This is a genomic window from Microbacterium murale (assembly GCF_030815955.1).
Classification (GTDB): domain Bacteria; phylum Actinomycetota; class Actinomycetes; order Actinomycetales; family Microbacteriaceae; genus Microbacterium; species Microbacterium murale_A.
In genome coordinates, this window is sequence record NZ_JAUSXK010000001.1 from 1,913,477 (window position 1) to 1,939,107 (window position 25,631).

Genomic DNA, 25,631 nt, shown 5'->3' on the forward strand with positions numbered 1-25,631 from the left:
ATGCGCGCGTGGCGCTGCGGTATCCAGGGATCGCCAGTCCCCCGACAACCGCTCTCTGCCGCCGGCTTCTCGGGCGGCGGACACTCGAATCATGCGAATCAATGGAAACACCATCTTCATCCCCGGCGCGACCAGCGGCATCGGCCTCGCCCTCGCTCTGCGCTTGCAGGACGCTGGCAACCAGGTCATCATCGGCGGCCGGCGCACCGAGCTGCTCGAGGAGATCGCGGCGCAGCATCCGGGGATCGACACGGTCCGGATCGATACGACGGATGCCGCGTCCATCGCCGCTGCGGCTTCAAAGGTCATCGAGAGTCATCCCGATCTCAACGTGATCGTCCCGATGGCGGGCATCATGCGCGTGGAGGACTGGACCGAGCCCGGCAGCTTCCTCGAGACCGCCGAGGCCACCGTGACGACGAACCTGCTCGGCCCGATCCGATTGATCGCCGCCTTCATCGAGCACCTGCTCGCACAGCCGGATGCCACGATCATGACCGTCTCGTCGGGACTGGCGTTCGCGCCACTGCGCGTCACGCCGACGTACAACGCGACGAAGGCCGCGATCCACCAGCTCAGTGAGTCGTTGCGACTGCAGTTCGCCGGCTCGAGCGTGAGCGTCGTCGAACTCGTGCCGCCGTCTGTGCAGACCGAGCTGATGCCCGGACACCAGGACGAGCCGACAGCGATGCCTCTCGACGAGTACATCGACGAGACGATGAACATCCTGGAGACACAGCCGGAGGCCACCGAAGTGCAGGTCGAGCGCGTGAAGTTCCTGCGTTACGGCGAGGCGCGGGGGGATCAGGAGCAGGTCATTGCGGCGCTGAACGGATTCGCCGCGCACGCCGCGCGCTGAGTCCCAAGCGCACGGTCACGTAACCCCTGGCCGTGCGCTTGCTCAGGCGTCGGCATCCGTCTCGTCGGTGTCGTCCTCGTCGTCGACCTGGGCGGGCGGGAGGTCGTCGAGATAGGCGCGGTCATCGTTCGGGTCGCCCGTCCCCTTGTCGAGACCGGTCTCGGTGGGGTCGTCCATGTGGGGCTCGCCGGTGTTCGGATCGCTCATGAGGTGCTCCTGTTCATCGGATGTCCGCTCAGCGTCGCCCGGCGGGCCGACGGCGACCAGAGGGTTGACAAACGCACGTCGTCAGCGTCCGAGCTTCTCGGCGCACGGCACGCAGAGCGTGGCGAACGGCCGCACACGTAGCCGCGCGATCGGGATGCTGCGACCGCAGTTCGCGCAGACGCCGTAGTCGCCGGCATCCATTCGGGTGAGTGCATCGTCGACCTGCTTCAGCTCGTCGCGAGCGCCGTCGAGCAGCCCACTGAGCCGCGACCATTCGGCTGACAGCGGCACGCCCTCCGGGTCGTGCTCATCGTCGTCGCTCTGGGTGCTGCGATCGTGCGTCAGCTCGGTGAGCGCGGCAGCGATCGTCTCCGTGCGAGCGTTCGCCTCGCGGCGCAGCACCTCCAGCAACGTGTGCAGCTCGGTGTCGGTCACGGTCTCAGAGTACGCGTGCACTTCTTTCTGCCGTGAAGCCTGCCCTCGCACGGCTGGGTTAGGATCGCGCCATGACTGATGCTGCCGCTCCTCGCGTTCTCCTCATCGGACTGGCCCCGGAGGCTGTCGACCTGTCCGAAGCGCCGATCGATTACGAGACGCTCAAGGCGCGGATCGCCGCGGGAGATGCGGCTGTCGCAGCAGCAGGGTACGAGGCGATCTCGTGCCAGCTCGGCACCGACCCCTCAGAGGGTGAGGCGACCGTCCGTGCGCGGCTCGGCGAAGGAGTATGGGATGCCGTGATGATCGGCGCCGGCATCCGCGCACTGCCAGTGCACACCGAACTCTTCGAACGAATCGTCAACGCCGTGCATGAACTCGCTCCCACAGCCCGCTTCGCATTCAACGCCAGCCCTGACACGACCCTTGACGCGCTCGCACGCGTGCTCGCCTGACGCGCGCGTCCACCCGTCCCCTGGTCGGCGTGCTCGTGCCTTCGTGGGCCCGGGCGTGAATGTCGTCGGAGCTACTCGAGCCACTCCGTGACGAAGCGATCGTTCGCGTGCAGGTGGGTGGCCTCGTAAGTGCCGCCGTCCAGCACTTCGAAACGATGGATCACGAGCGCGGGCACGACGAGGATCTGCCCACCTGTGCCGACGACCTGCTCTTCTCCGACAGTGAACAGCGCCCGCCCCCGGTGGATCAGGAAGGTCTCCGCATAGGGATGCCTGTGCAGCCGTGGCCCTCTGCCGGCCGTTGTGATGTACTCGCGCATGATGCTCACCGGCGAGCCGAGCAGGTAACCCTCGATGTCTTCGTCGCGGGCGACGTCCACGGGCTGAATGGTCATGGTTCCTCCGTTCACGCCCGAGGGTACCCGTCCGGTCGTTCGGCGAACAGGGTCACGTCGCATCCGTCCACGCGGAGATCGAGCAGACCGATCGAGCGCAGCCCGCGCGCGGCGAGGTCGGGTTCTCCCGGTTTCCCGACCGGGTCATCCGCACGGTTTCCCGGCGAATCCGCGTTCCAGGAACGAAACCCTTGCAATGCAAACGATTGCATGCAACCGTTCCGAACAATTGTTCCCGGTCTCGGTGCCGCCGTGACGAACTGTCTGAAGGAGTCTTCTATGGGTGTGCTCGACTGGGTTGTCGTTGCGCTGTACTTCCTCGTGATGATCGCGATCGGCATCTACGCGAGATCTCGTATCAAGAATGCTGCAGACTTCTTCGTCGCGGGAGGCAAGATCCCTTGGTGGCTGACCGGGATCTCGCACCACATGTCCGGGTACTCGGCCGCGGTCTTCGTCGGCTATGCAGCCCTCGCTTATACGACCGGGTTCTCTGTGTACGTCTGGTGGGCACTGAGCATCACGATCGCCTGTGGTCTCGGTACATGGTTGTTCGCCCCGCGCTGGCCGCGGTTGCGCCAGCGTCTCGGGATCATCTCTCCGCTCGAGTACGTGGCCAAGCGCTTCAACATCGCCACCGAGCAGGTGCTCGCATGGTCGGGCGTGGCCCTGAAGGTCTTCGACGTCGCCGCGAAATGGAGCGCTTCGGCGATCCTGTTGCAGGTGTTCGCTGGCGTGCCGATCGGCTGGGGCATCCTCCTCGTCGGCGGCGTGACGATGATCTACTCGACTATCGGCGGAGTCTGGGCTGACGTGCTCACCGACTTCGGTCAGTTCCTGATCCAGCTGGTCGCAGCCATCGCCCTGGCCGTCATCGTCATGGTCCACCTCGACGGATTCGCGACCATCTGGACGATGTGGGACGACCTTCCGGCCGGTCACGCCGATCCCTTTGCCGGCACGCTGACGGCACCGTTCTTCCTGGCCTACATCCTCATCTCCACCCTCTCCTACAACGGGGGGACGTGGAATCTCGCCATGCGCATGATCTCGACTCCGAACGGTCGTGAAGCGCGACGATCGATGATCCTCTCCGGCGTTCTGTATCTGGTGTGGCCGCTTGTGCTGTTCTTCCCGATGTGGGCGGCGCCGATTCTGTTGCCCGGCCTCGAGGATCCGAGTCAGTCGTACGCGTTGCTGGTGAACAACCTGCTCCCGGTGGGACTTGTCGGTCTCGTGCTGGTCGGCATGTTCAGCCACACCATGGCGATGACTTCGTCCGACTCGAATGCGATCGCCTCAGTCGTCGTGCGAGACATCATCCCGATGTTCCGCAAGGGGCGCAGCTTCCTTCCGGCCAAGGCCGAGTTGTGGTTCAGCCGGTTCATCACCTTCCTCTTCATCGCCGGTTCCATGGTCATCGCACTCACGAGCGACTCCTTCGGCGGCGTTCTCGGCCTGCTGATCCTGTGGTTCGGTGCATTGGTCGGCCCTGTCGCGGTGCCGATGCTGCTCGGGATGCTTCCCTGGTTCCGCCGTTCCGGCTCCGCCGCAGCGCTCATTTCGACCGCCCTCGGCCTGGTCACATTCGCGCTGAACCGATGGGTCTGGCCAGGCTGGGTCGAGTCGTTCGGAGCGAACGCACAGGCCTGGTCGGTCGCCACACCTGTGATCGTCTCTCTCGTCTCATTCATTGCGATCGGCCTCATCCGCTCCGAAGCCAGCGTCGAGACCGACGCGCTGCTCGACTCGATCGCCGCAGATGTTCCGGAAGCCGAAGTCGTGCCCACGGCAGGATACGGAACGGCCGCCGACGTAAGCGCAGACGACGCCCGTGCCTGAATCGGCGACGTCATGGCGCAGACACCTTGAGACGGTGGTGTTGCCGTGGTGGGAGCAGGCTGTTCGACCGCACGGTGGCGTGTTCACTTGCTACAGCAATGACGGGACGCGCATCAGTGACGACCTCTACACCTGGTCGCAGGGACGTTGGGCGTGGCTCGCGGCCGAACTCGCCGAAGAGGCGCGCGCCGGTCGGCTGTCCGTCGACGCCGAGCTCTGGCAGCAGCGTGCCGTCGACTCCGCGGCGCTGATCGCGGATCACGCTCTGCTGGGCGACGGCACCGTCGCGTTCCGCTTGTCGTCCGACGGGACGCCCTTGCCGAGCGGCCCGGATGGAGAACTCGCGACGAGCGTGTTCGCCGATCTGTTCGCCGCTCTGGGATTGGCGGGCGGCCTCCGGGCACTCCCGGTGGACGACTCGCGACGTTCGCACTGGACGGGTGCTGCGACCCAGCTGCTGCTCACGGCAGAGCTGAGCAGTGTTGAGCGTACGGCGCTCAGCGAGCCGTATCCGGTACCCGAGGGGTACGCCGATCTCGCCGCACCGATGAGTCTCGTGCATACGGCATCCGAGTTGCTGCGCGCGGTGCCCGACAGTGCACCCGCTCGCGCGGTACGCGACCGCGCCTGGACGCGGCTGCACGGCGAGAACGGCTTTCTGCGCGAAGACTGGTGGTGGGAGTTTCGCCCCGATGATCAGACAGAGCAGACCCTGCTCTCTCGGCACCGTACACCGGGACATCTGCTGGAGCTGACGTGGATGCTGGTGCATTCCGCCGAGGAAGCATCCGCTCGAGGTGATATCGGCGCGGAACAGCTACCTGGTACGCGCGGCCTCGCCCGACTCGCGCGGCGTGCAGTCGCGATCGGCGAAGACAACGAACAGGGCGGACTGTTCCGCTACGTCGACGCCTCCGGACGGAGGCCTGAGGGGCCGCATGCCGAAGCCTTGTCACGTTACGAGCAACTCGTCACCGACACGTGGGACACGAAGCTCTGGTGGGTGCACGCCGAGGCCATGTACGCGACGGCGCTGCTCGCCCAGCGCACTGGCGATGCTCATCTCGCCGCGGTCGCCCAGCTCATCTCCGACTACACGTTGTCGACGTTCCCCGATCCTGATGGCGCGGAGTGGCTGCAGATCCGCAACCGCGCGGGCGTGCCGCTCGATCAGGTCGTGGCCCTCCCCGTCAAGGATCCGTTCCATATCGCCCGCAGCCTGCTGCTGCTCAATCGGCTTACCGCCACACTTTCCCAGGAGATCTGAATGCCGCTGTACCCTCTCGCTGTCCACCGCTTCAGCACGACGCACGAGCTCGGCCATGCCGCCGGCGCCCGTGCGGCCGTGCATATCGCCCAAGCGATCGAAGAGCGCGGCACCGCGCGCGTGATGCTCGCTGCCGCACCTTCACAACTCGCGACTCTGCAGGCGCTCGCCGCATCCGACGTCGACTTCTCGCGTGTGGAGTTCTTCCACATGGACGACTATCTCGGCCTCGCGCCGGATGCACCACAGGGCTTCGGCAACTGGCTGGAGAACAACTTCCTCTCCCAGTTGTCGCAGCCCGCCGCCTTCTACCGCATCGATGCGTCACGCCCGCCGGAGGAAAGCGCCGCCGCCTACGCTGAGGCAATGGGAGAGGCGGAATTCGACGTGACGCTCTGCGGCTTGGGTGTGAACGGCCACCTCGCCTTCAATGATCCTCCGGCGGATTTTGAAGACCCATTCGCCGCGCGCCCGGTGCTCCTCGACGACGTCTCGCGCGGACAGCAGGTCGATGAGGGACACTTCCCAGACCTCGACGCTGTGCCCGCTCAGGCGATCACTGTCACGATTCCCCGGCTGCTGCACGCGCGGCATGTGATCTGCAGTGTTCTCGGCATCGCGAAGCGGCAGGCGGTCGCAGACACGATCGCCCGAGAACCCGACCCGCAATATCCTGGCACCGCTCTGCACACGCACCGCGACGCACATCTCTATCTCGACGCGGGCTCAACCCCCGACGGAGCCGATGATGAGTGAGATCGCCGACGAGTACTTCGATGCCGTCACCGGACTGATGGCCAGAATCAGGGCCGAGGAGGGTGCAGGTGTCGCGCAGGCCGCGGGTGTGCTCGCGGCCCAGATCCGTGAAGATCGCCTGGTCCACGTCTACGGTCCAGGCGGCCACTCGAATCTCGCCAGCCAGGAGGTCTTCTTCCGCGCGGGTGGGCTCATGCATGTTTCGGCGATCCTCGACGAGGGCACACTGCTGTCATCAGGTGCGCTTCGTTCGATGGCGATGGAACGGCTGCCCGGCTACGGTCGCATCGTGATCGATGATGCGGGACTCGGCGCGGATGACGTGCTCGTGCTCGTGAATGCTTACGGGATCAACGCTGCGCTCATTGACGCGGCGCTACGTGCCGGTGAGCTGGGTGTGAAGGTCATCGGTGTCTCGTCTCGCGCGCACGCAGAGCAGACCGCCGCGGAGCATCCGGCCCGGCATCCGTCGAAGTCGAATCTGCATGACGTCGTCGACGTGCACATCGACACGAAGGTGCCAGTGGGGGATGCCGTCGTGAAGGTGCCCGGCGCGATCGAGGCGTCCGGCGCGGTTTCGACTTTCGCGAATGCCTTCGCGATGAACTGGCTCATGCTGGAGACGCTGGAACTGCTCTCGGTCGATGGCGCAGAGGTGCCGATGTGGCGTTCCGGCAATGCGCCGGGTGGTGACGAGGCGAATGCTCGTTTCATCGAGCGGTTCTCCGGAAGGGTCGCATGGCTGTGACCACCCTCGTCGGACGATCGGTGTCCACCGGCGGTGGAATCGCGGTCGACGTCGAGGGCGATCGGATCACCGGCATCTCGGACTGCGCTGTCGATCCGGGAGCGCCCTGGATCGTGCCAGGCTTCGTCGATCTGCAGGTCAACGGATTCGCAGGTCATGATGTGAATGCCGTGATGCCGGATGCCGAGGCCATCGGCGAGATCACGCGTGAGCTGGGCGCTCGTGGTGTGACCACCTGGGTGCCGACGGTGATCACCGGCACTGAAGCGCAGATCTGCGCACGCCTCGACGCCGTGACCGCTGCGGTGCAGAGCGATCCGGTCGTCGCAGCGGCGGTGCCGTTCGTTCATGTGGAAGGTCCATTCCTCTCCGAGTTCGATGGGCCGCGCGGCGTGCACGATCGCAGCGCGGTCCGCCCGATCGATGCCTCCGAGGTTGCCCGCTGGGCGACGCACGGCCGGATCGGCTACGTCACGCTCTCACCTCACGATGACGCCACTCATGAGCAGATCGCCGAGATCGTCGCATCCGGAATCGCGGTCGCCGTCGGCCACACTCATGCCGGTCCGGACCAGATCCGACGCGCGGTCGATGCAGGAGCGACCCTGTCCACGCATCTCGGCAATGGCATCTTCAGTGAGTTGCCGCGCCATCCCAACGCGATCTGGGCGCAGCTCGCCGAGGACCGACTGCGCTGCGGCCTCATCGGCGATGGGCATCATCTGCCCGCCGATGCGTTCACGGCGATGGCGCGGGCGCTCGGACCCGATCGCGCGTTTCTTGTGTCGGATGCCGTCGAGCTGGCGGGCGCAGCACCTGGGCGGTACCGCACTCCGGTCGGCGGTGAGGTCGAGTTGACGCCGGACGGAAAACTGGAGTATTCGGATACCGGCCTGCTTGCCGGGTCTGCAGCGAGCCTCGCCGACTGCGTCGAGTGGGTCACCACCGCGACCCCGATCGGCCTCGCGGGCGCCGTCATGATGGCCACCCGCGTGCCGGGCATGATCATCAGAGAGCTCACCGGAGGGGCGCACGATGCAGGACGGATCGTGCCAGGGGCGAGGGCCGACCTTGTCTTCTTGGACGACTTCGGTCGTGCGATCGAGACGTTCCGCGGGACGGACGGGTGATGGTGGCGGCTGCGTCGACGGTGGCTGTCGGCGTCGCGGTGCGTTTCGTGCCGGTGCCGGTGGGGACGCCGATGGCGGGATTCGCCGGACGGGGGTCCAGCAGCACTGGTGTGCACGACCCGATGAGCGTCCGCGCCCTGGTGATCGCCGATGCAGCGTTTGTTGCAGTCGACTGCGGCGCATTGCACGAGCGCACGTGCGAGGAGCTGCGCGCGGAGATACCGGACCTCGTGCTGCATGCCACGCATACCCACTCCGGCCCCTGCGTGTCATGGGAGCGGATCGGCACCGACTCTCCTCACGTGCGGCACGCCGTGCAGGATGCCATCGCTGATGCCGTGCGCGCAGCGAAGGCAGCGCGCACGCCGTGCAGCGTCTCGTACACCGAGGTTCAGGGAGTCGGTGTCGCGAAGAATCGCAGACATCTCGATCGCGTCATCGACCCTCCCGTGCAAGCGGTGGGCTTCGATCACGACGGCGCCCGAATTGCGACACTGGTGACGTATCCCTGTCATCCGGTGGTACTCGACGGCGCGAACACCTTGATCTCCAGTGACTACATCTCGCCGTTGCGGACACGAATCGAAACCGCGTATCCGGGCAGCGTGTGCATCTTTGCGACAGGTGCTGCCGGTGACGTGAACACGGGGCACAGCGCGGAGGCATCTTATGTCCCGGGCGGAAGTACGCGCACATTCGAGGAAGCAGAGCGCGTGGGCACCCTGCTTGCTGACGCTGTCATCGGCAGCGTCACCACAGAGGTCCCGGTTTCGGGCGCGGTGCTCGAGGCGGCGGAGGTAGAGCTCGATCTTGAGCCGTTCTCGGCTGATGCGGTGGGGCGCCACGTCGCAGCCTGGGAGCGCGAGCGCGAGGAGGGCACAGAGCGGGAACTGCTTCTGGAGACGTGGATGCAGTGGGCCGAGGCTCTTCCCGCCGCACCCGCATCGACCTGGCGCGGCCGAGTGTCGGTGCTGCGCTGCGGTGACCTGCGGATCGCGGGCCTTCCTGGTGAGCCCTTCCTCGCCGCTGCCGATGAGCTTCGTTCGAGGCATGATGGGCCGATGATGGTGCTCGGATATTGCGACGGGGTTCCCGGCTATCTGCCGACCGCCGAGGAGTATGTCCACGGCGGCTACGAGGTCGTCGACGCTCACCGGTACTACGCCATGCCCTCGCCGTTCGCGCGGGGTTCGCTGGAACGGGTCGTCGCGGCCGCAGCCGTACTGTTGGACGCGTGATGACCGTCGCGAATGCCCGTGCTTCGCTGGTGGACGTGGCGCGCACGCTCGGGGTCGCGCCATCGACGGTGTCGCGGGCCTTCAACCATCCGCAGTTGCTGAAACCGGAGACGGTCGCTGCCGTGCACGCGGAGGCGGAGCGGCTCGGGTATGTACCGAATCGTCATGCGCGCGCGCTCATCACAGGGCGCACCGGCGCTGTCGGTCTCATCGTCCCGGACATCACCAACCCGTTCTTCCCGAAGCTCGCACGCGCCGCGCAGCGTGCCGGGGAGCAGCACGGTCTGGCGATGTTCATCGCCGAGACGAACTACGACCCCGAGCAGGAGCGCCGGCAGATCGCGACGATGGCCCCCCAGGCTGAGGGTGTCATCGTCGCCTCGTCGCGTCTGCCGCACGATGAGCTGACGCTGATAGCCGAGCGCACCCGTCTGGTGCTCATCAACACCGACGCCCCCGGACTGTCACGGGTACTCATCAGCGCGCGGGATGCGTTGCGAGCGGGCGTGGATCACCTGGTCGCGCACGGCGCGAGACGTCTCTGCTACGTCGGCGGCCCGGCGCGCTCATGGGCGGAGAGTGAGCGGCGTGCGACTGTAGAGGCGGCGGTGGCGGCGTATCGGCTCCCGCTCGTGCAGCTTCGTGACGAATCGGGCACGTACAACGAAGCGCGCGCGTTGGCTGAGCGCGTGGTGGATGCCGAAGCCGACGCAGTGATCGCGTACGACGATGTCGTCGCGCACGGCGTGCTGGACGGGCTCTATGTGCGCGGCGTGCGGGTGCCACAGGACGTCGCACTGCTCGGATGCGACGACGCGCTGCCCATCCAGACGCATCCACGCATGTCGACCATCAGGTTTCCGTCGGCAGAAGCGGTGCGCGCCGCGATGGCGTTGGTGGTCGCTGACGGCGATCTTGTCGACAAGCGTATCGAGGTGCACGGCGTGCTCGAGATGCGCGAGACGACTCCGTAGGCGTCGCTTGCTCAGCCGAACAGCAGCGACAGCACGGTCGAGCCGCCACCGATGAGGATCAGTGCGACGATCGTCACCCAGGCGACGATGCGCATGCGCCGGGTGCGGCGCTCGCCGAGCCGGCCGTAGTCCTCTTCGCCGGAGGCGGGGGCCGGGCTGTCCTGGCCGTGCCGCTCGACGTCGCTCATACGGGCTCCGAAACGGTCGGACCGAAGGCCGCCGGCAGCGTCCTCCGCGAGGTCTCACGAAGCTCGGATGCCGACACCGTGAACAGCCCCGTGACCTCGAGGTCGGCGACCGTGTCGGTCACACCGATGCGCAGCACCGGGTAGCCGCGTCCTTCGCACAGACCCTGGAACTTCACGTCGTCCTCACGTGGCACGGTCACGATGACGCGGCCCGTCGATTCGGAGAACAGAGCGGATGCTGCATCCACACCGTCGCGATCCATGATCTCGGTCAGCCACACGCGAGCGCCGATCCCGAAGCGCATGACGCCCTCGGCGAGAGCCTGGGCGAGCCCGCCCTCCGACACGTCGTGAGCCGACGAGATCAGCCACTCGTCGCGCGCCGCGGCGATGAGTCCGGCAAGTCGCTTCTCACCCGCGAGGTCGACCTTCGGCGGCAGCCCTCCGAGGTGGCTGTGCACCGTCTCTGCCCAGGCCGAACCAGACAGCTCAGTCGAGGTCGTGCCGAGCAGGTAGATGTTCTGACCCTGCGTCCTGCCAGGCGGAAGGGATGCGGCTCGAGACGTCGTCGATGATGCCGAGCACGCCCACCAGCGGGGTGGGGTGGATCGGGGTGTCACCGGTCTGGTTGTAGAACGAGACATTGCCTCCGGTGACCGGGGTGCCCAGCTCGTAGCAGCCGTCGGCCAGACCGTCGACCGTCTGGCCGAACTGCCACATGACCTCGGGGTTCTCGGGGGATCCGAAGTTCAGGCAGTCGGTGATCGCGGTCGGGGTGGCGCCGGTGACGGCGACGTTGCGATATGCCTCGGCCAGCGCCAGTTGCGCGCCCGCGTACGGGTCGAGCTGGCAGTAGCGGCCATTGGCGTCGGTGGAGATCGCGAAGCCGAGGCCCGACTCCTCGTCGACGCGGATCATGCCGGCGTCATCGGGGAAGGCCAGAGCGGTGTTGCCGAGCACGTAGTAGTCGTACTGGTTGGTGATCCAGCTCGTGTCGGCGAGGTTCGGGGATGCGACGAGTCGGAGGAACTGCTCGCGCAGCACCTCGGCGTCATCCGTGCGGGGCAGCAGCTCAGCAGCATCCGCCTGCAGCGCGTCGATCCACGTCGGGTAGGCGACCGGGCGGTCGTAGACGGGGCCGTCGACCGCGACCGTCGAAGGGTCGACATCGACGATGCGCTCGCCCTGCCAGTCGATGATGAGGCGGCCATCGCCCGTGACCTCGCCGAGAACGGAGGTCTCGACCTCCCACTTGTTCACGACCGCCATGAAGGCGTCGAGCTTCTCTGGGGCGACGATGGCCATCATGCGCTCCTGCGACTCCGACATGAGGATCTCCTCAGCCGTCAGCGTGGGGTCGCGCAGCAGCACGTTGTCGAGCGAGACCTTCATGCCGCTGTTGCCGTTGGCCGCGAGCTCGGATGTCGCGCAGGAGATGCCGGCGGCGCCGAGGTCTTGGATGGCCTCGACGAGCTCGCCCTTGTAGAGCTCGAGACAGCACTCGATGAGTACCTTCTCGGCGAAGGGGTCTCCGACCTGCACGGCGGGACGCTTGGTCGGGCCGCCGTCGTCGAAGGAATCGGACGCCAGGATGCTGGCGCCGCCGATGCCGTCGCCGCCGGTGCGGGCGCCGAAGAGCACGACCTTGTTGCCGGTACCGGTGGCGTTCGCGAGCTTGAGATCTTCGTGGCGCAGCACGCCCACCGCGAGCGCGTTCACGAGCGGGTTGGCCTGATAGACGGAGTCGAAGACCGTCTCGCCGCCGATGTTGGGCAGACCGAGGCAGTTGCCGTAGAACGAGATGCCGGCGGTGACGCCGTGCACGACGCGGGCGGTGTCAGGATGATCGATCGCGCCGAAGCGGAGCGCGTCCATCACCGCGACCGGGCGTGCGCCCATCGAGATGATGTCGCGGACGATGCCGCCGACACCGGTGGCCGCACCCTGGAACGGCTCGATGAAGGAGGGGTGGTTGTGCGACTCGGCCTTGAACGTGACGGCCCAGCCCTCGCCGACGTCGATGACGCCCGCGTTCTGACCCATGCCGACCATGAGGCGTTCCTTCATCTCGTCGGAGACCTTCTGGCCGAAACGGCGCAGGTAGTTCTTCGACGACTTGTAGGAGCAGTGCTCCGACCACATGACGGAGTACATCGCCAGCTCGCCGCTCGTAGGGCGGCGACCGAGGATCTCGCGGATGCGCGCGTACTCGTCGGGCTTCAGCCCCAGCGCCGCGTAGGGCTGCTCCTTCTCGGGAGTCGCCTCGGCGTTCGAGACGGAGTCGGGGACATGCTGACGAGTGGATGCTTCGGGGGTGGGGGTGGTCACGCGCACTCCAAGATCAGGGCCGGCGGGGCGTGGTCAAGTCTACCGGCGCGTTGAAGTCGGGTTCCCCGTGCTTCCTGTGCGTGAAACAGGTCGTGCCCGGCGAGACAGGTCGTTCCACCACCTGTTTCACCGGGCACGGCTCGTTTCGCGGGAACCGGAGCAAGCAGGTGCAGCGACGGCGGTCGTCGCGTCGGCCACCGGACCTCAGTCGCGCTCGCCGGACCGATCCACGATGCGCCAGGTCGCGGGAAGCAGCCCTGCCATCGCGACGATCTTCACCGCGTCGCCGATGAGGAACGGCAGCACGCCGAGTGTGAAGGCCGTGGCGAGGTCGATGCCCAGGAATGCGGCGAGCCACGGGACGCCGAAGGCGTAGATCGTGAGCGATCCGATGGCGGCGAGGCCGAGTGTCGACCAGACCGAGCGGTCGGAGCGGCGGCGGGCGAGTGCGCCGACGATCAGGGCTGCGGCGACGTAGCCGAGGATGTAGCCGAAGGACGAGAAGGCCCAGCCGGATGCTCCGTGTGCGAACAGCGGTACGCCGACGAGGCCCAGCACGAGGTAGAGCCCCGCGCTGGCCGATCCGCGGAGCGGGCCGAGCGCTGCTCCGGTCAGGAGTACGGCGAAGGTCGCGAGCGAGATCGGAACCGGCGTGAACGGCAGCGGGATCGTGATGTAGCCGGCGACGGTGATGAACGCCGTACCGATGATCGTCAGCACGACGTCGCGCACTCGTGCGCCGGGGATGAGGTCGGCCAGCACCGGGAAAGTGCGGCGGGTGGCTGCTGCGGTTGACATCGGTCTCCTTGAGGGCTTCCTGAACAGTGCTCTCCTGAACAGTGTTCACCTGAACGGTGTTCTGTAGAGTAGCAGGATGAATGCCGCTCCTGCATCCGCTCGCAATGACAGAGCCGGCGTCGTCGATGCCGCCATGCGAGTGCTGGCGGAGAACGGGGTGCCGGGCCTTTCGATGCGCCGGATCGCCGATGTGCTCGACGTGCAGGTCAGCGCGCTGTACTGGCACTTCCCGAACAAGCAGACCCTGCTCGCGGCCGTGAGCGAGCGGATCGTCGCGCTCGCCGATGAGGCTCCGGATGCTGCGCCCGACCTCGCCGCGATCGCGACGACGCTGCGTGAGAGGCTGCTCGCGCAGCGTGACGGCGCCGAGCTCGTGTCGAGCTCGCTGGCGCTCGGACTGCTCGAGCTGCCGAGCCGGACACGACTCGAGGCGGCCGCGCTCGCCGCGGGGCTTGACGAGGCGTCGGCGGGAATCGCCGCCGACACGGTGGTGCACTACGTGATCGGCTACACGTTCCACGAGCAGCAGCGGATGCACGCCGCGGTCGTCGGGGCCGCGGATGCGTCCGTCGATCTCGCGCCCGCTCAGATCGCCGACAGCGGCGACACATTCGACGCCGGGCTCGCGATGGTCGTGGCCGGCGTGCGCGCCGCGGCCGGAGCGCATCCGGGCGAGGGAATCGCGAGCCGCAGCCGGTGACCGTCGGGATCGTGATCGCTGCAGTCCTCGCGATCGGGGTCACGCTCTACCTGGTGCACCTCTTCCGTCGTGATCACCGCATCCGCACGCGCGGTCGCAGGGTACGCGCGCGCGTCGAGGATGTTCGTCACGTGACGTCGGCAGACACCGGGGCGGTCACGATCCGCTACCGCCTCTCGTGGATCGAGAACGGCGTGACCAAACGTGTGGAAGGCAGGGAGACGATCCTCGCCAAGCGCGTCGCCGAGGTGCAGCGCGGTCGCGAAGTCGACATCATCTACGTGGACGACGACCACATCCAATTCGAGTTCGAGTAGTGCATTAGCCAGCATCCGCTCCGCAGGCAAGGGGGTTCTTGCGCCGTCCAGCTTGTCGTAGGAAAGAAGTACGCGACAGAGGAGGAAACATGGCTGCAGGCGACATCGAGACGTTCCGTCAGGACGGGCTGTGGTTCAACCGGATCGAGGGCGAATCGCGCACGCTCGGCCTCGGCTTCGAGAAGGAGAAGGATGCGATCGCTGCGGGGCGCGAGGCCGCCGTCGCCCGGCAGGTGGAGCACAATCTGAAGTTCTCCGAAGGGCCGACGGATGACCGCGCGGCCTACGGTACGAATCCCCGCGACGTCGCCTGAGATCGCGGGGTACGCCCTCAGGCCTACTGCACCGACCACCCGCCATCGCTCGCGACGACTGCACCGTTGATGTTCACAGCGTCGTCCGAGAGCAGGAAGGTGATCGACGCGGCGAGATGCTCGGCCGTCGCGACTGTGGGGATCGCCTGCTGGAACGGAGCGAGACGCGCTGAGCCGACTTCCGACATGTTCGGGGACATCGGGATGCCGGTGGCCACGCCGCCCGGAGCGACCGAGTTCACGCGGATGCCCTTCGGGCCGTACATGAACGCCGCCGACTTCGTGACGCCGATGATGCCGTGCTTGCTCGCCGTGTAGGCGTTGCCCGATGCGTTGCCGCGCAGACCCGCCTCGCTGGAGACGTTGAGGATCGCGCCGCCGCCGGCCGCTTCCATCAGCGGAAGTACTGCCCGCATGAGCTTGAACGGCGCGGTGAGGTTGATCGCGATGACACGGTCCCACACCGCATCCGGAGTCTCGCCCGCAGGTGAGAAGTCATCGTTGATGCCGGCGACGTTCGCGAGGCCGTCGATCTTGTCTCCGGCGGCCGAGACCACCGCGTCGATCGACTCCTGCTTGGTGAGATCTCCGGCGACGGTGACGATGTCGGCATCCGCGAGTTCAGCCTTGAAAGCATCGAGTTTGTCGGCGGCGATGTCCGCCGCGACGACTCGGCCGCCTTCGCGGGCGATGCGCGATGCGGTCGCCTTGCCGATCCCGGATGCTGCGCCGGTCACGACGATCGTCTTGCCGGTGAAGCGCCCGGGGGTGGTCTTCTCGACCCATCCGGTGGGGGCGTCGTCGGTGGGGATCTCGCCGTTGTTGGCCGCGCGGACGAGGTCATCGACGACCGACTGCGCCATCGCGCCCTGGCTCAGGACGACCATCTGCTGCAGCGGCAGACCGAGCACAGGTGTGAGGGAATCGGCGTTGGCGCCGGCCTGGGCGAGCATGCCGCGGATGAGCTCGCCGCCGGTCGGATCATTCAGCCATTCGCCGATGGTGGAGTGTGCGGTCAGTGCCATGATTCTCCCTTTCGTCCGTATTTCGCAACGGTGCGTCTACTTATCTTCGATGGTACTCCTCGATACTCTGAAAAGGTGCCGAGACCTCGCAGTGAGAGAGCGCGCCAGGCCGTACTGGCGGCGATGCGTCGCGCCATCTCGGCCGAAGGCTACGCTGCCGTGACGATCGAGGGTCTCGCTGCGGAGGCGGAGGTCTCGAAGCAGACGATCTACCGGTGGTGGCCGTCGAAGGCGGCGATCCTCGGGGAGGCGTTGCTCGAGGGATCGATTCCCGGTGGCGACGTATCGCTGCCGGTGACTGACGACCTTGAAGCAGATCTGCGGGCGTGGCTCTCGGCGTCATCGGTGGGGCTCGGCAAGCCCGAGTCCGTCGCACTCGCGCGTGCGCTGATCGCGGTGACGGCGACCGACCCGGAACTCGGTGCGGCTCTCAACAAGCGCTTCGCGAGCCCGATCGTCGAGTGGATCGTCGAGCGGATCTCGCATGCCAAGGACGTCGGAGACGTGCGAACGGATGCTGACGCCGGTGTGATCGCGGATCAATTCGTTGCCACGGCCTCGTACGCCGCGCTGCAGGGGCGTCCGCTGAGCGACGAGCGCGTACGCGCGACGGTCGAGCTGTTGCTGCGGGGGATCGCGGCGTAGCGAGTGTCCGCGTCCGCGCCGCGTAGCACCGCCGACGCCGTAGTGTCATGGGGTGTCCGCATTCGCTCTGAAGTACGCCCTCATCGCGTTGGCGATCGTCGTCGTCGTCGCCGGCGTGTGGTGGGCGTTGAAGCGTCCCAACCGTTCCAAGCGGGCTCCGGCGCGCCTGCGGATGCCGATCTTCGTCCCGCTCGCAGGCTGGCTGCTGCTGGCCGTGGGCTTCCTTCTCGCACTCAGCGCGTTCACGTCGCGCTACACGGCCGACCTGCTCCCGATGCGCATCGCTTCGCTGGTGGTCGGCGCCGGAGGAGTGTTCTTCCTGGTGATGTACAACAACTGGTACGTCGACGCCCGCGCAGACGAGGTGCGGTTTCGCACGATCTTCGGGCGTGAGCATGTGATCGAGTACGCGGACATCGTCGAGTACCGGATGCTGAAGACGAAGGGGCAACCGAAGTTCATGGTGCGATCGTCATCCGGGGTGAAATTCAGCATCCATCCGCAGATCTTTCCCGTGGAGCCGCTTCTGGCGGCGATCAGGTTCTACGAGCGGACCGGCCGCTGGCCGCTGGTGGGCGAGCAGCGGTAGCCTGCCTGTCCCTCACCGACTCACCGCACGGCCGAGGGGTCCTCAGAGCGGGCGCTCGCTGCCGTCCGCCCGTCCACGAACCGCGACTGGGCACGCTCGTGGCGCTTGCCGACCGCGACATGCTCGGTCGCCTTCACCAACCCCATCGGCTTGGTCGACACGTAGATGCTCTCGGCGCGGTCGACGAGGAATGTCTCGTGCCACACACCGACGGCCCCCGGCGCCTTGCGCGCGGCCTTGTTGAAGGCGGTCCAGGCCGGGCGATGCTCTTGTGACGGAGCGGATGCATAGGCGTAGAGCTTCTCGATCGACGACCAGTACTGCACGACGAACGGACCGCCGCTGCCGAGCAGCAACTGATACCCGAGGAGCCCGGATTCTTTGTCCATGGACAGCTCGCGCAGCATCCGTGGCATCGCCACGAATGCCGGAATCCACAGGTCCGGCCGCCACCAGCGGTTGATCTGCATCCCGATGTGGAACGCGACGAGCTCGCCCGCGTGATGATGGGTCATACGGCCGTTGACGACTTTCGACATGATCTCTTCCTTACTGGATAGCGTTACTATCCATATTGGATAGCGATACTATCGATGTCAAGAGGTGATCATGAGAATTTCTGAGCTGTCGGCAGAGGCGAGCGTTCCCGTGCCGACCATCAAGTACTACCTGCGCGAGGGGCTGCTGCCCGAGGGCGAGCGCAGCGCGCCGACGCAGGCCGCGTACGGCGAGGCTCACGTGCAGAGGCTTCGTGTCATCAGGGCGCTGGTCACGGCCGGCGTCAGCATCGCCGAGACGCGGCGGGTGCTCGACGCGCTGGATGATCCGCCGGCGGATGCGCACCGGCTGCTCGGAGCCGCCCACGCGGCGATCACACCCGACGTCGATGACGCGCTCGATCTCACCGCGGCGCAACATGCCGTCGAGGGACTCGGCTGGAAGCCCGGGATGTGTGACGACGCGGTACTGCATGACGTCGCCCGCGCGCTGCAAGGATTGGAGAGCGCCGGCTTCGAGCTGGCGAAAGGTGCGTTGCCGGTCTATCTGAAGAGCATGCGCGACGTTGCGGATGCTGAGATCGCCGGAGTCCCGACCGAATCTGCGGAGGCGGCGGTCAGATACGTCGTGCTCGGATCGGTGCTCGTCGAGCCGCTGCTGCTGGCGCTGCGGCGCGTCGCGCAGCAGGTCGCGTCGGCGGAGCGGTTCAGCGGGGCGGACACCCAGTGAGCCCCGGATGCTGCGCGGTTAGGCTGGAGACATGAACAAGAGCAACGTGTGGACAATCGTCGGTGTCATCGTCGCCGTGATCATCGCGTGGTTCGTCGTCAGCGCGCTGTTCTCTGTGCTGTGGTTCATCGCCAAGCTCGCCGTCGTCGCAGTGGTCGCCGTGGTCGTGTACCTCGTGTTGCGCGGAGCGTTCAGCAAGCAGGAGTAACGCCGGGCCGGCGTCGTCCGTCAACCGCGCAGCAGCGCGCGCAGGGTCTGGATGCTGTCCGCCTCCGCCGCGGTCTTGTCCGGGCGGTAGCCCTTGACGCGGGCGAAGCGCAGGGCGATGGCTCCGGGGTAGCGGGGTGAGCGTTGCACGCCGTCGATCGCGATCTCGACGACGAGCTCCGGGCGCAGGAACACGGCGTATGGACTGCGCTGCGTCTCGTATTCCGGGAACGTGTCGGTCTGCCATCGCAGCAGCTCGTCGGTGAGTCCCTTGAAGGTCTTGCCGACCATGACGAATCCGCCGGGCTCGCCGAACTCGCCGTCGGGGTCGAGGGCGCCGAGGTGCAGGTTCGAGAGCTTGCCTCGTCGGCGCCCTGATCCCCATTCCGCGGCGAGCACGACGAGATCATAGGTGAGCACGGGCTTGACCTTCACCCAGGACTTGCCGCGCCGTCCGGCGGCGTACGGCGAGTCCGTCGACTTGACGACGACGCCCTCATGTCCGGCCGCGAGCGCTTCGCGCGACAGCTGCTCCGCAGCATCCGCGTCAGCCGTGACGATGCCAGGCATGCGCCACTCGCCCGCGATCTTCTCGAGCTCGGCGAGACGCACGGCGAGCGGTTCGTCGATGAGGTCGCGGCCATCGACATGCAGTAGGTCGAAGAACCACGGCCGCAGGACGAGTTCGCGGGATACATCGGCGCCGAAGCGCGACATGGTCTCCTGGAACGGCCTCGGCCCGCCGTCCTCATCGAGCGAAAGCGTCTCTCCGTCAAGAATGAGATCGGTGGCGGGCAGACCGCGCACGATCTCGACGATCTCGGGGACGCGGTGGGTGATGTCGGCGAGGCTGCGAGTGTAGACGCCGACCTCGTCGCCGTGGCGGTGGACCTGGATGCGCGCGCCGTCGAGCTTGTACTCGACGGATGCCTCGCCGGTGAGTTCGAGCGCGGCCGTCGGCGTCGCTGCGGTGCCGGCGAGCATCGGCAGCACCGGGCGCCCGACCTGCAGGCCGACCTCCTCGAGCTGCTCTGCGCTGCCGGTCAGGGCGACGAGCGCGGTCTCGCCGAGGTCGCCGGAGAGCATCGCGGCGCGGCGCACGTTGGCAACCGGGCGGCCGGACGCACGGGCTATCGCGTCGAGCAGCACGCCGCCGAGCGCGCCGGTGCGCAGCTCGCCGAGCATCGCACGGGCGAGGAAATCCCACTCCGCGGCGGTGGCTCGGGAGGCGAGATCGGTGAGCAGTCCGGTGCGGACGGCGGCCGAGCCGGACCCGGATGCCGTGGCAAGTGCGTCGAGCGCATGATCGACGTCGGCGATGGCGAGGGTCGGCTCGTCGGCGTGCTCGACCTCGAGCGCGGTGAGGCCGCGCCATCCGACGCCCAAGCGCCCCTGGCGGGGAGCGGCGAGCAGCAGCCCGATCAGCGGTGGGATCTCGTCAGGCGCTGCGCGTTCGAGCAGCCGGGCGAGCGCGTCGGTCTTCGCAAGCCGCGACGACGTTGCTGCGACCGCCTCCGCGGTGTCCGCGAGCTCGGAGAGCTTCATGTCGGAATTCTCGCACCGAGGTGAGACGTTCGGGGGTCGACAGCGAAAAGCCGCGGCGAACCGTCGCTCAGCGCGCGGTGGGCTTCCCGTCCGCGGCCCACGCCGCGCCCAAGGCGAACAACGTCGAAACCCCGTATTGCTCCATCGCCGCCGCGACGCGTCGCCGGCCCGTTCGCGGGTTGATCCCGAGTCTGTGGGATGCCGCGTCGAGCGTGATGCCCTGCTTCATCAGCATGAGAAGCGGCGCCCACGACTGCTCCACCCCGCCGATCGGCTCGCCGCGACGCCAGAGCTCGCGGAACAGGCTTCGGCCCAGCTCGGCGAGCGAGGCGTTTCGGACGCCGACCACGCTGGTCGGCCATCCCTCGCCCCATTCGATGGGCAGTGCGAGCACGTCGCCGTCGATCCAGAACCAGCTCGGAAGGTCGTCGAGAAGGCGGAACTCCACCCCGACGGCCGCGTAGCGCTCGGCGATCGCCACGAACCGGGCGTCCTGCGCCATCGAACGAGGGAGGAGGGCTCGCACCGATCTCTTGCCGGCGAACATCTCCGCGAAACGGCTGGCGCGTGCTGGGTCGGTCTGCAGATAGCGCCCGAGATCGGGAAGCACCGACCAGGCGGTGTCGCTCCCCTCTCGCGCGATGTCGTACCAGAGGTCCTCTGCCGCCTGCGGACCGTGTCGCACGAAGACCGGAACGAGATCACCGGATGCTTCGCCAACAGCCCAATGACGAAGCAGAGCCGGTAGGTCTGAGACGAGCGCCTCGATTCGCGAGGCCGCATCGCTCGTCGTCTGCAGCATCGTACGCACTTCGCGTTGGACGTGGTCGGCCGTCCACATCGCCGGCTTCGCATACGCGATGACGCCGTCACGGATCGAGAGCGCACCTCCCTGCGCGAGACGTGCGGCGGCGTCGGCGACCGCGCCGTCATCCATGTGCGCGGCGGCGGCGAGCTCCGCCACCGTCCTCGGGCGGCGGCGGTAGATCAATTCGAGCAATGCCCTGTCTTCCATGTCCACCTCCGGAGCGCGTGTAGACACCATCATGGCCCACCTGGCCGTTTCCGGACGCCCTCTAGCGGCCTTGGCCTTAAGCGGAGCTTGTTCTGTCCGCTTCTGTCCATGCACACTGAGCGTGTGGGGGCCCGGAGTCCATGGCTTCGTCTCTGGGGGAGTGAAGCCATGGACTCGCCAAAGGACAGCCGACGGAAGCAGCGACATGAACGGCATGAGCAGCACCGACAGGGGCATCGCACGTATTGTCGCCGTCTCGACGGTGGCGGTACTCGCAGCTGGGATCACAGGGTGCTCTGCGGGCGCGACCGAAGAGCCGATGCCCTCGAGCGGGCTCGCCGTCGCACTCGGCGAAGACCCCAGCCAGGACGCCGTCGACCTGTACACGGACCGTGACGCGGCAGTGGCCGCGGCCGTCGATGCGCTTCCTGAGTTCATCGAGAAGGCCCTCGATCAGACCGGAGTGCCCGGCGCCGCCGTCGCCGTCGTCTCGAACGGTGAGGTCGTGTTCGAGGAGGGGTATGGCGTGCGCGACGTGACGACGGAGGAGCCCGTCGGCGTCGACACCGTGTTCCAGATAGCGTCCTTGTCCAAGCCCCTCTCCTCGAGCATCGTGGCCAAGGCGATCACCGAGGACGCCGAACTGTCGTGGGAGGATCCGGTCGTCGAGTACCTTCCCGACTTCGCGCTGAACGATCCGTACGTCACGGAGCACGCGAAGATCGCCGACTTCTTCTCGCACCGCACCGGCATCCCGACCGGCGGCGGCGATGACCTCGAAGACATCGGCTTCGATGCCGAGTACATCATGGCCCACATGAACCAGATTCCGCTGGCCTCGTTCCGCGACACGTACCAGTACTCGAACTTCGGACTCACGGTGGGCGGCGAGGCGGTCGCGGCATCGCGTGGACAGACGTGGGCCGAGACCGCGCACGAGCTGCTGTTCGACCCGCTCGGCATGACGTCGACGACCACCCTCCACGACGACTACCTCGCCGCGGATGATCGCGCGGCGATGCACGCGCGTACGGGAGAAGGCGTCTACGAGCAGTTGTTCGACCGTGACGCCGATGCCGAAGCCCCTGCCGGCGGCGTCGCCTCCACTGCCGGCGACATCGCGAAGTGGATGAACATGGTGCTGGCGAACGGCGAGGTCGACGGCGAGGAGTTCATCGACCCGCTCGTGCTCGCGAACACCTACTCCGCCCATTCGATCACCGGCGGCGATGCGACGAACCTGGTCTCGCGTACATCTCACTACGGCTTCGGCACGAACGTCGGTGCCACGGTGACTGGACGCGTCAACATCAACCACTCCGGCGCATTCGGGTGGGGTGCCGCGACTAACGCAACGATGATCCCTGATCTGAACCTCGGGATCGTCGTGCTCACGAACGGGGCGCCATCGGGAGTTCCGGAGGCGATCGTCTCGGAGTTCCTCGACCTCGTTCAGTTCGGTGAGGAGACGCGACCCTGGCTGGACATCTGGCCCACCGTCTTCGCGCACTTCTCCGACCCGGCGGGCGACCTCGTCGGCGAAGAGGCCCCCGCGGACGCCGCGCCGATGGGTGCGGCCGGCGACTATGTCGGCACGTACACGAGCCCGTACTTCGGCAGCTTCGTCGTGACCGAGGAGAACGGCACCCTCACCGGCGCGCTCGGCCCGGAGGGCGGCTATACGTTCGAGATCGACGCCTGGGACGGCGACACACTGTCGTTCGTACCGACCGGCGAGAACGCTCTGCCCGGTTCGCTGTCCTCGGCAGTCTTCGTCCGCGATGGCGATCGGATCACCGGTGTCACCCTGACGTACTTCAACAAGTTCCCGGCACCTGGGCAGGAGCCGAACGGGCTCGGCGTCTTCACCCGGGTGGGTTGAGGCTCGATCCACCACCACTCGTCGGATGCGCCGGCACTCTCAGCGCGAACCGTCGCCCGTGGAAGCGCGGAGCATCACATCCGGCTCGATGTAGTCGGCGACGACACCTTCCGTGGCGGTGCCGTTCAGGAGCGAGAGCAGCCGCTGGGTGGCGCGGCGGGCCACCTCGACCACCGGCAGGCGGACGGTCGACAGCGGCGGGTCCATGTAGCGGGAGAACGGATAGTCGCCCCAGCCGATGACCATGACGTCATCCGGAACGCGAATGCCCCGATCCCGCAGCGCCGCGTAGATCCCGAGCGCGAAATAGTCGTTGCCCACCATGAACGCATCCGGGACGCGACCGCTTTCGAGGAGGTCCACTCCGACCCGGTGAGCATCCTCTCCGCGCCAGAGCGAGGCACCGCGCGCCGTGCGACGTGAGGGCACGAGTGCAGTCCCTCCGGGAATCGAACGGGATGCCGTGGGCTTCGAGCGCGTCGCGGAATCCGCCGAGTCGATGAGCCACGGTGGAGATCTGCAGGTCTTCCTCGACGAGCACGATGTCGCGTGCGCCGCGTTCGATCAGGGCGGCTGTCGTCATGCGCCGACCCGTCTCGTTGTCGCTGGAGTAGAAGTCCGCCTCGAGGTCGGGAAGCTCGCGCGCGACGATGACCAGCGGGATACCCGCTTTCGTCACCGCGGTCCACGGGTTCGATCGTCCCTGGACCGGGACGGCGATGATGCCGTCGACTCCTGATCGCAGGGCGGTGTCGACCGCGAACTGCTCTCGGTCCGGATCCTCATCCGAGAGCAGCAGCAGCAGCGTGTACCCCTCCTGGATCGCCTGCTCCTCGATCTCGGTGACGAGGTCGTTGAAGAACGGATTGGCGAGATCCGTGATGATCACGCCGATCGTCCTGCGGGAACCCAGAACAAGAGAGCGGGCGTTCGCGTTCGGCACGTATCCGATGCGCTCGGCCTCGGCCTTGATCCGCGCGCGCGTCTCGTCACTGACTCCCGGCAGGTCTCTGAGCGCGCGCGAGACAGTGTTGACCGTGAGGTCGAGCGCCTCGGCGACGTCCTGCAGCGTTCGTCGCCGAGGCGCTCCTGTCGTTCTGGGCATTAGTGGTCTCCGATCACTCCTTCAACTCAAGATAGATGCGCAGCAGGGGCTCCGCCGCCCCGGACAGGCGCGTACTGCGCAGTCTCAACCAGTGGCCGAAGCGATCGACGGGAATAGAATGGAAGCCCTGCGCGTCGGTCACCAGGGGGTCGATGCCGTCGTGATCGATCCAGTTCAGCCCGTCCGGCGAGATCTGGACGCGGAACTCCGCGGAGCCGCCTTCGACGGGGCGGAGGAAGTGGATGTACCAACGGGCCTCGCCCGCCCAGGCCACTTCGAAGGGCTCTGTGTCGTGGACGTCGACCAGGTCGACGCCGCGCTCGATGACGGCGCTCTGCGACTCACGCATTTTCGTGCTCACCAATCTGCCGAGATGACGACGGAATCGAGGAAGAGGAAGTTGCGGTGCGGGCCGAGGGTGCGCACCGAGAAGTAGAAGTTGAGCAGGCTCTCCAGCGACTCGTACTTCTCGGCGTACGGCGGAACCGGCACATGGCTGAGGTCGTAGGTGTCGTTGTTGAACTGCAGCTCGACGTTCGAGCGGGTGGTCGTGTCGATGAGGAAGCGCAGGTAGTGCCAGTTGACCTTCGTCGGCACCTCGTTGTAGCAGGCCTCCTGGCGCACGTCGTTGAGGTAGGTCCAGTCGTCGGGATTGGGCGCGGTGAAGTCGGTGTACCGGCCGTAGTCGTGCTTGCCCTCGAAGCGCTCATGCGGGGTCGGCTCGGCGACCGTCGGATACATCCACTTCTGAATGATCCTGCCGTTCTCGTCAGCATTCTGGAAGCGCATCACGTTGTGGTACCGGATGCCGTCGTGGTCGAGGTCCGTCGCGACGGTGAAGGCGCCGAACTGCGCCTCGGTGGGGTGGGAGTTGGCATCCCAGCTGATGTCGCCGTACGTGTTGGCCTCTTCGCCGCCGCCGAGGTTCGCTTCGCCCTTCCACGCGATGTACGCCTCGATCTGCAGCAGGCCCCTTCCGCTCATGGTGAGCCGGCGGATGGCGGTGGAGGTGTGGCCGGCGGCCTTGCGGGTCGCGAGCTTGAGCGAGTACGTGCCCGTCATGGCGCCGTGGGTGCCGACGTCGAAGAAGTTCTGGTTCGACAGCATCGGCGGGCGGAAGTCGCGGAAGTGCTCATCCATCGAGTCGAGGTCGCCGCGGCCGTTGTAGTTGCCGCCGAGCTCGACCCATCCATGCGCGCCTTCGTTGAAGTCGTCGAAGGTCAGGATGCGCGAGAGCGGATTGAACTTCGACAGACGCAGATCGCTGCTGCGTATCGCGTCACGCAGGCTTGCTGCGGTGCTCGCGACTTCGGGGGTAGTCACCTGTGACTCCTTGACGTTGTGTCGGGCCCCGGCATCGGTGTCGGGGCGATGTGAGGCAACATTAGTGTTATCGCCCTCGGCTGTCAAAGCCCAATTTCCCTCCGAAGGTCGGACGGT

The 25,631-nt window shown here is 66.8% G+C and carries 31 protein-coding genes and 1 pseudogene; 17 read left to right on the plus strand and 15 right to left on the minus strand.

What is annotated here, in order from left to right; all coding sequences use genetic code 11:
- The first annotated feature begins 91 nt into the window (after nt 1–91).
- Nucleotides 92–859 carry an SDR family oxidoreductase gene (locus tag QFZ46_RS09400; RefSeq protein ID WP_307360691.1) on the plus strand — a complete coding sequence of 256 codons (768 nt, stop codon included), beginning with the start codon at nt 92–94 and terminating at the stop codon, nt 857–859.
- A gap of 42 nt (nt 860–901) precedes the next feature.
- Here QFZ46_RS09400 and QFZ46_RS09405 read toward each other — a convergent pair whose 3' ends face one another.
- Nucleotides 902–1,066, minus strand: coding sequence for a hypothetical protein (locus tag QFZ46_RS09405; protein ID WP_307360694.1), 165 nt, complete (start codon nt 1,064–1,066; stop codon nt 902–904).
- Nucleotides 1,067–1,147: 81 nt separating this feature from the next.
- A complete protein-coding gene (locus QFZ46_RS09410) occupies nt 1,148–1,501 on the minus strand; it encodes a TraR/DksA family transcriptional regulator (protein ID WP_307360697.1) in 354 nt (117 codons plus the stop codon).
- Nucleotides 1,502–1,572: 71 nt separating this feature from the next.
- Between QFZ46_RS09410 and QFZ46_RS09415 the strand changes: the two genes are divergently transcribed.
- The gene (locus QFZ46_RS09415; RefSeq protein WP_307360699.1) at nt 1,573–1,956 is read left to right on the plus strand and encodes a hypothetical protein; all 384 of its coding nucleotides are present in this window, start codon (nt 1,573–1,575) and stop codon (nt 1,954–1,956) included.
- Nucleotides 1,957–2,027: 71 nt separating this feature from the next.
- Here the strand turns inward: QFZ46_RS09415 and QFZ46_RS09420 are convergent, their stop codons facing one another.
- On the minus strand, nt 2,028–2,351 hold the full coding sequence (locus QFZ46_RS09420) for a cupin domain-containing protein (RefSeq protein WP_307360701.1): 324 nt from the start codon (nt 2,349–2,351) through the stop codon (nt 2,028–2,030).
- 11 nt (nt 2,352–2,362) lie between these two features.
- Nucleotides 2,363–2,563, minus strand: coding sequence for a hypothetical protein (locus tag QFZ46_RS09425; protein WP_307360702.1), 201 nt, complete (start codon nt 2,561–2,563; stop codon nt 2,363–2,365).
- 67 nt (nt 2,564–2,630) lie between these two features.
- Here QFZ46_RS09425 and QFZ46_RS09430 point away from each other — a divergent pair, with 67 nt between their 5' ends.
- Genes QFZ46_RS09430 through QFZ46_RS09460 form a run of 7 tightly spaced genes read left to right on the plus strand, consistent with a single transcriptional unit; the run spans nt 2,631 to nt 10,306 of the window.
- Nucleotides 2,631–4,193, plus strand: a complete 1,563-nt coding sequence (locus QFZ46_RS09430) for a sodium:solute symporter family protein (protein WP_307360704.1) — start codon at nt 2,631–2,633, stop codon at nt 4,191–4,193.
- Nucleotides 4,186–5,460, plus strand: a complete 1,275-nt coding sequence (locus QFZ46_RS09435; protein ID WP_307360706.1) for an AGE family epimerase/isomerase — start codon at nt 4,186–4,188, stop codon at nt 5,458–5,460. The genes QFZ46_RS09430 and QFZ46_RS09435 overlap by 8 nt, the downstream gene beginning before the upstream one ends.
- A complete protein-coding gene (locus QFZ46_RS09440; RefSeq protein ID WP_307360707.1) occupies nt 5,461–6,216 on the plus strand; it encodes a 6-phosphogluconolactonase in 756 nt (251 codons plus the stop codon).
- A complete protein-coding gene (locus QFZ46_RS09445; RefSeq protein ID WP_307360709.1) occupies nt 6,209–6,964 on the plus strand; it encodes a sugar isomerase domain-containing protein in 756 nt (251 codons plus the stop codon). Before QFZ46_RS09440 ends, QFZ46_RS09445 begins: the two co-directional genes overlap by 8 nt.
- Nucleotides 6,955–8,094 carry an N-acetylglucosamine-6-phosphate deacetylase gene (locus QFZ46_RS09450; RefSeq protein WP_307360711.1) on the plus strand — a complete coding sequence of 380 codons (1,140 nt, stop codon included), beginning with the start codon at nt 6,955–6,957 and terminating at the stop codon, nt 8,092–8,094. Before QFZ46_RS09445 ends, QFZ46_RS09450 begins: the two co-directional genes overlap by 10 nt.
- On the plus strand, nt 8,094–9,332 hold the full coding sequence (locus QFZ46_RS09455) for a neutral/alkaline non-lysosomal ceramidase N-terminal domain-containing protein (protein WP_307360712.1): 1,239 nt from the start codon (nt 8,094–8,096) through the stop codon (nt 9,330–9,332). Before QFZ46_RS09450 ends, QFZ46_RS09455 begins: the two co-directional genes overlap by 1 nt.
- Nucleotides 9,332–10,306 (plus strand): LacI family DNA-binding transcriptional regulator, encoded by a 975-nt coding sequence (locus QFZ46_RS09460; protein WP_307364560.1) that lies wholly within the window; start codon nt 9,332–9,334, stop codon nt 10,304–10,306. The genes QFZ46_RS09455 and QFZ46_RS09460 overlap by 1 nt, the downstream gene beginning before the upstream one ends.
- An 11-nt stretch (nt 10,307–10,317) precedes the next feature.
- Here QFZ46_RS09460 and QFZ46_RS09465 read toward each other — a convergent pair whose 3' ends face one another.
- The 3 genes and pseudogenes from QFZ46_RS09465 to QFZ46_RS09475 form a co-directional block, all read right to left on the minus strand.
- On the minus strand, nt 10,318–10,494 hold the full coding sequence (locus tag QFZ46_RS09465) for a hypothetical protein (RefSeq protein WP_307360714.1): 177 nt from the start codon (nt 10,492–10,494) through the stop codon (nt 10,318–10,320).
- Nucleotides 10,491–12,822, minus strand: a pseudogene (gene purL / locus QFZ46_RS09470) (phosphoribosylformylglycinamidine synthase subunit PurL). Before purL ends, QFZ46_RS09465 begins: the two are co-directional and overlap by 4 nt.
- Before the next feature lie 204 nt (nt 12,823–13,026).
- The gene (locus tag QFZ46_RS09475; protein ID WP_307360718.1) at nt 13,027–13,620 is read right to left on the minus strand and encodes a biotin transporter BioY; all 594 of its coding nucleotides are present in this window, start codon (nt 13,618–13,620) and stop codon (nt 13,027–13,029) included.
- Between the two features lie 76 nt (nt 13,621–13,696).
- On the opposite strand from QFZ46_RS09475, the gene QFZ46_RS09480 reads away from it, so the two are divergent.
- From QFZ46_RS09480 to QFZ46_RS09490, 3 genes are all read left to right on the plus strand, one after another.
- On the plus strand, nt 13,697–14,320 hold the full coding sequence (locus QFZ46_RS09480; protein WP_307360719.1) for a TetR family transcriptional regulator: 624 nt from the start codon (nt 13,697–13,699) through the stop codon (nt 14,318–14,320).
- A gap of 11 nt (nt 14,321–14,331) precedes the next feature.
- On the plus strand, nt 14,332–14,637 hold the full coding sequence (locus QFZ46_RS09485; RefSeq protein WP_307360721.1) for a hypothetical protein: 306 nt from the start codon (nt 14,332–14,334) through the stop codon (nt 14,635–14,637).
- 89 nt (nt 14,638–14,726) lie between these two features.
- Complete coding sequence (locus QFZ46_RS09490; protein ID WP_307360723.1) at nt 14,727–14,951, plus strand: DUF2188 domain-containing protein; 225 nt, start codon at nt 14,727–14,729, stop codon at nt 14,949–14,951.
- Between the two features lie 23 nt (nt 14,952–14,974).
- Here the strand turns inward: QFZ46_RS09490 and QFZ46_RS09495 are convergent, their stop codons facing one another.
- Nucleotides 14,975–15,976, minus strand: coding sequence for an SDR family NAD(P)-dependent oxidoreductase (locus tag QFZ46_RS09495; RefSeq protein ID WP_307360725.1), 1,002 nt, complete (start codon nt 15,974–15,976; stop codon nt 14,975–14,977).
- A gap of 75 nt (nt 15,977–16,051) precedes the next feature.
- On the opposite strand from QFZ46_RS09495, the gene QFZ46_RS09500 reads away from it, so the two are divergent.
- Both QFZ46_RS09500 and QFZ46_RS09505 read left to right on the plus strand, forming a co-directional pair.
- Nucleotides 16,052–16,621, plus strand: a complete 570-nt coding sequence (locus QFZ46_RS09500; RefSeq protein ID WP_307360727.1) for a TetR/AcrR family transcriptional regulator — start codon at nt 16,052–16,054, stop codon at nt 16,619–16,621.
- A 52-nt stretch (nt 16,622–16,673) separates the two neighbouring features.
- Complete coding sequence (locus QFZ46_RS09505; RefSeq protein WP_307360729.1) at nt 16,674–17,210, plus strand: hypothetical protein; 537 nt, start codon at nt 16,674–16,676, stop codon at nt 17,208–17,210.
- A gap of 20 nt (nt 17,211–17,230) precedes the next feature.
- Here the strand turns inward: QFZ46_RS09505 and QFZ46_RS09510 are convergent, their stop codons facing one another.
- On the minus strand, nt 17,231–17,749 hold the full coding sequence (locus QFZ46_RS09510; RefSeq protein WP_307360732.1) for a DUF4188 domain-containing protein: 519 nt from the start codon (nt 17,747–17,749) through the stop codon (nt 17,231–17,233).
- A 70-nt stretch (nt 17,750–17,819) separates the two neighbouring features.
- Between QFZ46_RS09510 and QFZ46_RS09515 the strand changes: the two genes are divergently transcribed.
- Together QFZ46_RS09515 and QFZ46_RS09520 are read left to right on the plus strand one after the other, a co-directional pair.
- On the plus strand, nt 17,820–18,437 hold the full coding sequence (locus QFZ46_RS09515) for a MerR family transcriptional regulator (protein WP_307360735.1): 618 nt from the start codon (nt 17,820–17,822) through the stop codon (nt 18,435–18,437).
- A 31-nt stretch (nt 18,438–18,468) separates the two neighbouring features.
- A complete protein-coding gene (locus tag QFZ46_RS09520) occupies nt 18,469–18,645 on the plus strand; it encodes a hypothetical protein (protein ID WP_307360738.1) in 177 nt (58 codons plus the stop codon).
- 20 nt (nt 18,646–18,665) lie between these two features.
- Here the strand turns inward: QFZ46_RS09520 and QFZ46_RS09525 are convergent, their stop codons facing one another.
- Nucleotides 18,666–20,189, minus strand: a complete 1,524-nt coding sequence (locus tag QFZ46_RS09525) for an ATP-dependent DNA ligase (protein WP_307360741.1) — start codon at nt 20,187–20,189, stop codon at nt 18,666–18,668.
- A gap of 67 nt (nt 20,190–20,256) precedes the next feature.
- The gene (locus tag QFZ46_RS09530; RefSeq protein ID WP_307360744.1) at nt 20,257–21,237 is read right to left on the minus strand and encodes a hypothetical protein; all 981 of its coding nucleotides are present in this window, start codon (nt 21,235–21,237) and stop codon (nt 20,257–20,259) included.
- A gap of 181 nt (nt 21,238–21,418) precedes the next feature.
- Between QFZ46_RS09530 and QFZ46_RS09535 the strand changes: the two genes are divergently transcribed.
- Nucleotides 21,419–23,086, plus strand: coding sequence for a serine hydrolase (locus QFZ46_RS09535; protein ID WP_307360747.1), 1,668 nt, complete (start codon nt 21,419–21,421; stop codon nt 23,084–23,086).
- Between the two features lie 39 nt (nt 23,087–23,125).
- Here the strand turns inward: QFZ46_RS09535 and QFZ46_RS09540 are convergent, their stop codons facing one another.
- Genes QFZ46_RS09540 through QFZ46_RS09555 form a run of 4 tightly spaced genes read right to left on the minus strand, consistent with a single transcriptional unit; the run spans nt 23,126 to nt 25,514 of the window.
- The gene (locus QFZ46_RS09540) at nt 23,126–23,410 is read right to left on the minus strand and encodes a substrate-binding domain-containing protein (RefSeq protein ID WP_307360751.1); all 285 of its coding nucleotides are present in this window, start codon (nt 23,408–23,410) and stop codon (nt 23,126–23,128) included.
- Nucleotides 23,337–24,191 carry a LacI family DNA-binding transcriptional regulator gene (locus QFZ46_RS09545; RefSeq protein ID WP_307360753.1) on the minus strand — a complete coding sequence of 285 codons (855 nt, stop codon included), beginning with the start codon at nt 24,189–24,191 and terminating at the stop codon, nt 23,337–23,339. Before QFZ46_RS09545 ends, QFZ46_RS09540 begins: the two co-directional genes overlap by 74 nt.
- Nucleotides 24,192–24,204: 13 nt before the next feature.
- The gene (locus tag QFZ46_RS09550) at nt 24,205–24,552 is read right to left on the minus strand and encodes a hypothetical protein (protein WP_307360755.1); all 348 of its coding nucleotides are present in this window, start codon (nt 24,550–24,552) and stop codon (nt 24,205–24,207) included.
- Nucleotides 24,549–25,514, minus strand: a complete 966-nt coding sequence (locus QFZ46_RS09555) for a DUF6772 family protein (protein WP_307360757.1) — start codon at nt 25,512–25,514, stop codon at nt 24,549–24,551. Before QFZ46_RS09555 ends, QFZ46_RS09550 begins: the two co-directional genes overlap by 4 nt.
- Nucleotides 25,515–25,631: the final 117 nt, after the last annotated feature.

Bases quoted from the DNA above. Each gene is read 5' to 3' on its own strand.
- QFZ46_RS09520 (WP_307360738.1), top strand. From the start codon at position 18,469: ATGAACAAGAGCAACGTGTGGACAATCGTCGGTGTCATCGTCGCCGTG.
- QFZ46_RS09415 (WP_307360699.1), top strand. From the start codon at position 1,573: ATGACTGATGCTGCCGCTCCTCGCGTTCTCCTCATCGGACTGGCCCCG.
- QFZ46_RS09425 (WP_307360702.1), bottom strand. From the start codon at position 2,563: ATGCAATCGTTTGCATTGCAAGGGTTTCGTTCCTGGAACGCGGATTCG.
- QFZ46_RS09440 (WP_307360707.1), top strand. From the start codon at position 5,461: ATGCCGCTGTACCCTCTCGCTGTCCACCGCTTCAGCACGACGCACGAG.
- QFZ46_RS09475 (WP_307360718.1), bottom strand. From the start codon at position 13,620: ATGTCAACCGCAGCAGCCACCCGCCGCACTTTCCCGGTGCTGGCCGAC.
- QFZ46_RS09420 (WP_307360701.1), bottom strand. From the start codon at position 2,351: ATGACCATTCAGCCCGTGGACGTCGCCCGCGACGAAGACATCGAGGGT.
- QFZ46_RS09490 (WP_307360723.1), top strand. From the start codon at position 14,727: ATGGCTGCAGGCGACATCGAGACGTTCCGTCAGGACGGGCTGTGGTTC.
- QFZ46_RS09465 (WP_307360714.1), bottom strand. From the start codon at position 10,494: ATGAGCGACGTCGAGCGGCACGGCCAGGACAGCCCGGCCCCCGCCTCC.
- QFZ46_RS09535 (WP_307360747.1), top strand. From the start codon at position 21,419: ATGAGCAGCACCGACAGGGGCATCGCACGTATTGTCGCCGTCTCGACG.
- QFZ46_RS09400 (WP_307360691.1), top strand. From the start codon at position 92: ATGCGAATCAATGGAAACACCATCTTCATCCCCGGCGCGACCAGCGGC.
- QFZ46_RS09510 (WP_307360732.1), bottom strand. From the start codon at position 17,749: ATGTCGAAAGTCGTCAACGGCCGTATGACCCATCATCACGCGGGCGAG.
- QFZ46_RS09515 (WP_307360735.1), top strand. From the start codon at position 17,820: ATGAGAATTTCTGAGCTGTCGGCAGAGGCGAGCGTTCCCGTGCCGACC.
- QFZ46_RS09530 (WP_307360744.1), bottom strand. From the start codon at position 21,237: ATGATGGTGTCTACACGCGCTCCGGAGGTGGACATGGAAGACAGGGCA.
- QFZ46_RS09460 (WP_307364560.1), top strand. From the start codon at position 9,332: ATGACCGTCGCGAATGCCCGTGCTTCGCTGGTGGACGTGGCGCGCACG.
- QFZ46_RS09455 (WP_307360712.1), top strand. From the start codon at position 8,094: ATGGTGGCGGCTGCGTCGACGGTGGCTGTCGGCGTCGCGGTGCGTTTC.
- QFZ46_RS09450 (WP_307360711.1), top strand. From the start codon at position 6,955: ATGGCTGTGACCACCCTCGTCGGACGATCGGTGTCCACCGGCGGTGGA.
- QFZ46_RS09495 (WP_307360725.1), bottom strand. From the start codon at position 15,976: ATGGCACTGACCGCACACTCCACCATCGGCGAATGGCTGAATGATCCG.
- QFZ46_RS09480 (WP_307360719.1), top strand. From the start codon at position 13,697: ATGAATGCCGCTCCTGCATCCGCTCGCAATGACAGAGCCGGCGTCGTC.
- QFZ46_RS09430 (WP_307360704.1), top strand. From the start codon at position 2,631: ATGGGTGTGCTCGACTGGGTTGTCGTTGCGCTGTACTTCCTCGTGATG.
- QFZ46_RS09545 (WP_307360753.1), bottom strand. From the start codon at position 24,191: ATGCCCAGAACGACAGGAGCGCCTCGGCGACGAACGCTGCAGGACGTC.
- QFZ46_RS09525 (WP_307360741.1), bottom strand. From the start codon at position 20,189: ATGAAGCTCTCCGAGCTCGCGGACACCGCGGAGGCGGTCGCAGCAACG.
- QFZ46_RS09405 (WP_307360694.1), bottom strand. From the start codon at position 1,066: ATGAGCGATCCGAACACCGGCGAGCCCCACATGGACGACCCCACCGAG.
- QFZ46_RS09445 (WP_307360709.1), top strand. From the start codon at position 6,209: ATGAGTGAGATCGCCGACGAGTACTTCGATGCCGTCACCGGACTGATG.
- QFZ46_RS09540 (WP_307360751.1), bottom strand. From the start codon at position 23,410: ATGGTGGGCAACGACTATTTCGCGCTCGGGATCTACGCGGCGCTGCGG.